Here is a 255-nt window from a genome sequence, read left to right on the forward strand (position 1 = left end):
GACAGAGAAATAATAAAAATTCTCTCCTACTATGAAGGGGGTATTTTTAATGTCTAAAAGAATAACCAAACATACGCTAGAAGAACGTATGGAGATTGTACAAAAGGTGGTGGAAGAAAAGAAACCAGTTAGTGCTATCGCAAGAAAATATGAAATGTATGAAAATACAGTGAAAGAATGGGTTCGTAAATATAAAAGTGATGGGATAGACGGATTGAAAGAATCAAGGAATTGGAAACAGTACCCAAAGGAATT

1 protein-coding gene is annotated in these 255 nt (G+C 33.7%); it reads left to right on the forward strand.

The annotated features are described in order from the left end of the window. Nucleotides 1-49: 49 nt before the first annotated feature. Nucleotides 50-255, forward strand: a 206-nt coding sequence (locus KI363_RS21860) for a helix-turn-helix domain-containing protein (RefSeq protein ID WP_212967636.1), incomplete at its 3' end; no start/stop codon positions are given.

The sequence above is a fragment of the Lederbergia ruris genome (assembly GCF_018332955.1).
Lineage (GTDB): Bacteria > Bacillota > Bacilli > Bacillales > Bacillaceae_C > Lederbergia > Lederbergia ruris.